We start from the raw sequence: 6,000 nt of genomic DNA, 5'->3' as shown, positions 1-6,000 counted from the left end.
TGTAGGAAAGCTCAAGCGCTTCAAACGGGTGGCTCTGCGCTGCGAGAAAACCAAACGCAACTTTTCAGCCATCGTGTCAATCGCTGCAGCATTCAACCTCATCAAATCCGTCCACACAGCCTAATTCCAAAAAGAGTTTCTGCCTGGACGAGGGCTGGACGCGTTCTGGATGAAGGGCGAGAGGTCGTCATGTCTGAAATGACGGCAAGATGCGTCAGCATCGGAGCTCTATGAATGAAAAACATACACTAACCCCGGCCGCGAATGTCACGTTTTTCGGACCAGCAAGCACCGGACGAAGCGGCTCGATAGTGCATCACGTCGTAGAGAGACACATAATACCTGACCGGGTGTATAGGTCGTTTCAAACCCCGCCTGTGGCGGAGGTCCGTGTAATCAAAACTCGCTTCGCCCTCATCCGTCACCCCGGCCCGGAGCCGGGGTGACGGAGAATGGGGCAGGCTCTTTGCTTTTCAAAACAGGCCTTGGCAGGCTGACCTCCGCCTATGGCGGAGGTTAAGCGTTTTCGCTCAAATCCGACTTTGGATCAGACGTATTTGTTGACGATGTTTTCCAGATATTCCTGGCGGCCGGATTTTGGCTCGGGATTGATGCCGTCCTTCTCGACCATGGCGGCGATGTCTTCCAGCGTCATTTCGCCGGCGAGCATCTTCTTGGCGGTTTCGCTTTCCCAGCCTGCATAACGCTCGTCGAGCGGCTTCTGCAGGGCACCATCTTCAACCATCTTTGCAGCAGCCTTCAGGCCGCGGGCGCAGCTGTCCATGCCGCCGATGTGACCATAAAGCAGGTCGGCCGGGTCGATGGACTGACGGCGCAGCTTGGCGTCGAAGTTGGTGCCGCCGGTGCCAAGGCCGCCGTTGAGCAGAACCTGGTAATAGGCCAGCGCCATTTCCGGAACATTGTTCGGGAACTGGTCGGTGTCCCAGCCGGACTGGTAGTCGTTGCGGTTCATGTCGATGGAACCGAGGACGCCGAGCGTGCGGGCGAGCGCCAGCTCGTGCTCGAAGGTGTGGCCGGCGAGGATGGCATGACCCTGCTCGATGTTGACCTTCACTTCCTTTTCGAGACCATGCTTCTGCAGGAAGCCGTAAACCGTGGCGACATCGTAATCATACTGATGCTTGGTCGGTTCCTGCGGCTTCGGTTCGACGAGGATCGAGCCTTTGAAGCCGATCTTGTGCTTGTACTCGACAACCATGTGCAGCATGCGCGCCATCTGGTCGAGTTCGCGGCCCATGTCGGTGTTGAGCAGGGTTTCATAGCCTTCGCGACCGCCCCAAAGGACATAGTTCTCGCCGCCGAGCTTTGCGGTGGCATCCATGCAGGTCTTGATGGTTGCAGCCGAAAAGGCGAAGACGTCCGGATCCGGGTTGGTGGCAGCGCCCGACATGAAGCGACGGTTGGTGAAGAGGTTGGCGGTGCCCCAGAGCAGCTTGACGCCGGTTTCTTCCTGCTTTTCGCCGAGATAGTCGACGATCGTGTTCAGGTTCTTGGTGTTTTCGGCGAAGCTCGTGCCTTCCGGGCGGACGTCGACGTCGTGGAAGCAGTAGTAGGGCGCGCCGAGCAGGGAGAACAGTTCGAAGCCGACATCGGCCTTCAGCTTGGCCTTTTCGATGCCGCCGTCATACCACGGGCGGTCGAAGGTGCGGCCGCCGAAGGGGTCGCCGCCTTCCCAGGCCAGCGAATGCCAGTAGGCGATGGCAAAGCGCAGATGTTCCTTCAGCGGCTTGCCCATGACGATTTCGTCGGGATTGTAATGCTTGAAGGCAAGCGGGTTTTCGCTTTCGGGGCCTTCATACTGGATCTTGCTGATGTCGCCGAAAAAGCCGGTGCTCATCTTGGATACTCCCTGTTGGGGTTGTCATTATCCGCGGAGGCGCGGGATCCGTCCTGGCGGACGCCCGCTCTTCGCGTCATTCTCCGGAAAGGGTCTTGATGGCCGGATACAGCGCCCGGAAACGCTGATAGGCCTCCTCGAAGGCGGCGGTATGCGCCGTCTCCGGGTCAACGGTTTCCGCCGTTTCCGGCGGGGTGCAGACGGCAAGCGGGTCGGCCCCGGTCGCGGCCAGAAGGCCGAGACGGGCCGCGCCGAAGGCCGCGCCGAAATCGCCGTCGGCGGGAATGTCGATCGGCAGGTTGAGCGCGGTCGCCACCGCTTTGAGCCAGTAGCGCGAGCGCGAACCGCCGCCGATGGCGGTGATGCGCGAAAGCTCGGTGCCGGCAGACCGCAAAGCCTCGAGATTGTCGCGCAGCGCGAAGGCGACGCCCTCCATCACCGCGCGGGTCATCGCCGCTCGGTCGCTTTCATGGGCAAGGCCGATGAAGGCGCCGCGAATGGCGGCGTCATTGTGCGGCGTGCGCTCGCCGGAAAGATAGGGCAGGAAGGTCACGTCGCCCGGGGCCTGAAGCGTGTCGCCGACCTCTGTCGCAAGCTGGGCCGGGCTCTTGTCCGTCACCTTGGCGTACCAGTTCAGCGTGTCGGTGGCCGAGAGGATGACGCCCATCTGGTGCCAGGTGCCGGGAAGGGCGTGGCAGAAGGCATGCACGGCGCTCTCGGGCTTCGGCCTGTAGCGATCATTGGCGGCAAACAGCACGCCGGACGTGCCGAGCGAGACGAAGGCCGCGCCATCGGCGACCGTGCCCATGCCGCAGGCCGATGCCGCATTGTCGCCGGCGCCGCCGGCAACCACGACCGGGCCGGTCATGCCCCATTCCGACGCGAGCGCCTGTTTCAGCGTGCCGCCGGCCTCGGAGCCCTCGACAAGGGCGGGCATCTGTTCGCGCTTCAGGTCGGTTGCTGCCAGCAATTCGTCGGACCAGTCGCGCTTTGCCGTATCGAGCCAGGCGGTACCGGCCGAATCCGACATTTCGGAAATATATTCACCGCTCAGCCAGAAGCGGAGATAGTCCTTCGGCAGCAGGACCTTGGCAACCTTGGCGAAGGTCTCCGGCTCGTTCTTCTTCACCCAGACGAGCTTCGGCGCGGTGAAGCCGGGAAAGACGATATTGCCGGTAATCGCGCGGAAGCGCGGATCATCGTCGAGCTGCGCGGCTTCCACATAGGAGCGGGTATCGTTCCACAGGATGCAGGGCCTGAGAACCTCGCCCGTCGCATCGACCAGCGTCGCGCCGTGCATGTGGCCTGACAGGCCGATGCCCTTGACGGCGGAAAGTTCCGCCGGATGGCGTTCGGCAAGGCGGCCAACGGCGATCTTGCAGGCGGCGATCCAGTCAGCCGGGTTCTGCTCCGACCAGCCGTGATGCAGGCGCTGGACGGTGAGCGGCGCGTCGGCGCTGGCGATCACCTTCTGGTTCTCGTCGATCAGCATCGCCTTGAGGCCGGAGGTGCCGAGGTCAAGCCCGAGATACATGTCTTTCCTCCATTGTCGTGTTCTGTTGCTGCCTGTTCACGGCAGATTGTCCTTGATGAATATGTCGATACGGATGCGTTCCTGGGCGGCGATCACCTCAAGGCCGTCGGCCTTGGCTTTCAGCACGCGGATGGCGCTTCTGACCTCGTGGCCGGCATCCTGGTTGAGGACGACGTCGAAGAGGCCGGTTTCGAGCGCCTCGCGCGAGTGGGCGGAGAGCTCGTGGGCGATGGTGACGAGTTCGCGGCCTTTTGCCCGGGCCTCTTCCAGCGCCGCGATCAGGCCGCGATTCCCCGCGCCGAGGCTGTAGAGGCCGATCATGTCCGGATGGGCCTCGATCGCTTCAAAAACCAGTTTGCGGGCGAGCGCCGAATCATCCCGGCCTTCCATCGGCGGCAGGATGGAAAGCTCCGGAAAATGCGCCGCCATGATCTCGGAAAATCCCGAAAAGCGGTTCTGGTGGTCGCGCACCGAAAGCGAGCCGGCAAGCACGCCGATCGTGCCCTTCTGCCTGGACAGAAAGCGCCCCAGCAGGGTGGCCGCGGTGCGACCGGCCGCCGGGTTGTCGACGCCGGCATAATGATCGCGGGTGCTGTCTTCCAGATCGGAAACGAGGGTGACCACGGGAATGCCCCGGTCGGTCAACTTGCGCACGGCCGCGCGCACCGGATCGGCCTGAATGGCGACGACGGCGATGCCGGCCGGATTGCTCTCGCCCGCTGCGACAAGGGCCTCGGCCAGCGCCTCGGCGTCGAAGGCCGGCACGTCGACAATGGTGATCTGCGTGCGCTCGATGCGGCCGCGCTCGTTGGCCTGCAGCACGGCGTCGCGCAATTCGCCCATGAAGGCGTTTTCGTTGCAGGGCAGAATGAAAGTGAAGGGGTATGTCCGCCCCTTGGCAAGGTTGGCGGCCGCGACATCGCGCACATAACCGAGCTTTTCAATCGCCTGCTCCACCTTGGCCTTGGTCTTTTCCCTGACGCCGGGGCGTGCGTTCATCACGCGATCGACGGTCGCAAGGCTCACGCCTGCCTCTGCAGCGATATCATGTACGGTGGGGCGCATCGTGTCCGCCTGGTTTGTTTCGCTCCTCACCGGAGCCGAACGGCTCCGCCCGAGACCTTTGCGGCCATCGTTGGGCGGACTATAGCGCGAAGAATGATGTACGTAAATCAAAAATCATCGATTTGATGAAATTCCCGTGAAATCAGAAGTTTCCGGGCAAGCCGAGGCCATATAATTGACACATGCAAAGGCTGCGGCGCGATCCTCGGCGCAGCATAGATCATAAAGCAGAGGAGCGCGCGCCTGGAAAACTGTCCTCGAACAGTTTGTTGAGCCGGCCGATGACGGCGATCGCCGGCGCATCGGTGCGAAGCGCCTCTATGATGACGTCGGAGGCCTCCTGCTGGAAGCCGGCATAGCCGTCGTGACGCGGTTGGCAGAAGGCGCGCTCGACGGCAGCGCGGATGTCGCGGTAGAAATTGCCGGAGGCCGCGTTCACGGTCTCGTCGTCCCAGGCGGCGACATGGGCGGGCTGGCCGCCGGCCTTGGCATAGAGCGAGGACTGGACCGGACCGCTTGCGACCCATTGGCAGAAATCGAGCGCCGCGTCGGCATGGCGGCAGAGCGCCGAGATCGCGATTCCCGTTCCCCCGAGCGCCGAAGCGGCAGGGCCTTCGCCCTTGATCACGGGCACGTCCGTGAAGGCAAGCCGGTTGGCGCGAAAGCCCGCGACCGCATAATTCTGATAGCCGGTGATGAACGGCGCCGCGACGGCGTCGGTGTCGCCAGCCGACAGCATCTCTAGAACGGCGACGGGATCTGCCGCGAGATTGTCTTCCGGCACGAAGGCTGCCAGCTCGGCAAGGTGTTCATAGACCGTGATGCCTTCGTCATCGTCGATCAGCGGACCGTTGGCCTCCGTCCGGCAGGGCGTCCCGAGCGCGGCGGCAAGCGTGAAGAACACCATCAGCGCATGCGGCGCCCGCAGCGGCAACAGGACCTTGCCTTCTTCGGCGAGACCCATCAGTGCACGCCAGTCGGCCGGCGGCTCGCTGAGACGGTCGGGGCGGAAGGCCATGACCTCGGCGGAGGCATCGATCGGGAAGGCCCATTGTCGGCCCCTGTAATGATAGGCTCGCCAGGTCCGGCCAATGGCGCCCGCCTCGATCTCGCGGCGCGCGCCTTCGCGGCCCTCGATCTCGAGCGGCAGCAAAGAGCCGTCGCGCGTCAGGCGTCCCAGATGCGTGTGGCCGATGACGAGGAGATCGTAGTCCCGCGCCAGTTCATCGACGGGAATGGTGCTGAAATCCCGCAGGCTGCCCTTGCCCCATTCGATACAGGTGCCGGTCTTTTCCTGCCATTTGCGGGCGGCGGCCTCCAGCGGCGCATAGCCGCGCGGGTGGCTCCAGGTCAGGCCCTTCAGTTTTGTTGTCAAGTCTCGCGCTCCGCGTCTTGGCCGTGCGACTGCTCCAACCTCTTCAATCGACGCATCGTGCTTTCCGAAAACCGGTTCCGGTTTTCGGGCCGATGCGCTCAAGGGCGGCGCGACAGCTGTCGGTTTCCAAAGGCATGCGTTCTGGCGGGCGGCAGGCCGCTCCTTACG

The 6,000-nt window shown here is 63.2% G+C and carries 4 protein-coding genes; all 4 read right to left on the bottom strand.

The genetic code is table 11. The features are described from left to right. Positions 1–547 precede the first annotated feature (547 nt). A complete protein-coding gene (gene xylA / locus FF124_RS20250; RefSeq protein WP_138750298.1) occupies positions 548–1,858 on the bottom strand; it encodes a xylose isomerase in 1,311 nt (436 codons plus the stop codon). Between the two features lie 76 nt (positions 1,859–1,934). Continuing rightward, complete coding sequence (gene xylB / locus FF124_RS20245; RefSeq protein WP_138750297.1) at positions 1,935–3,392, bottom strand: xylulokinase; 1,458 nt, start codon at positions 3,390–3,392, stop codon at positions 1,935–1,937. Positions 3,393–3,428: 36 nt separating this feature from the next. After that, a complete protein-coding gene (locus tag FF124_RS20240) occupies positions 3,429–4,457 on the bottom strand; it encodes a LacI family DNA-binding transcriptional regulator (RefSeq protein WP_138750296.1) in 1,029 nt (342 codons plus the stop codon). A gap of 220 nt (positions 4,458–4,677) precedes the next feature. Further along, complete coding sequence (locus tag FF124_RS20235; RefSeq protein ID WP_187327023.1) at positions 4,678–5,832, bottom strand: extracellular solute-binding protein; 1,155 nt, start codon at positions 5,830–5,832, stop codon at positions 4,678–4,680. Positions 5,833–6,000 lie beyond the last annotated feature (168 nt).

Source organism: Martelella lutilitoris, from assembly GCF_005924265.1.
Taxonomy (GTDB): Bacteria; Pseudomonadota; Alphaproteobacteria; order Rhizobiales; family Rhizobiaceae; genus Martelella; species Martelella lutilitoris.
The sequence above is the reverse complement of the archived record's forward strand: the minus strand, read 5'-3'. Positions and strand labels throughout refer to the sequence as shown.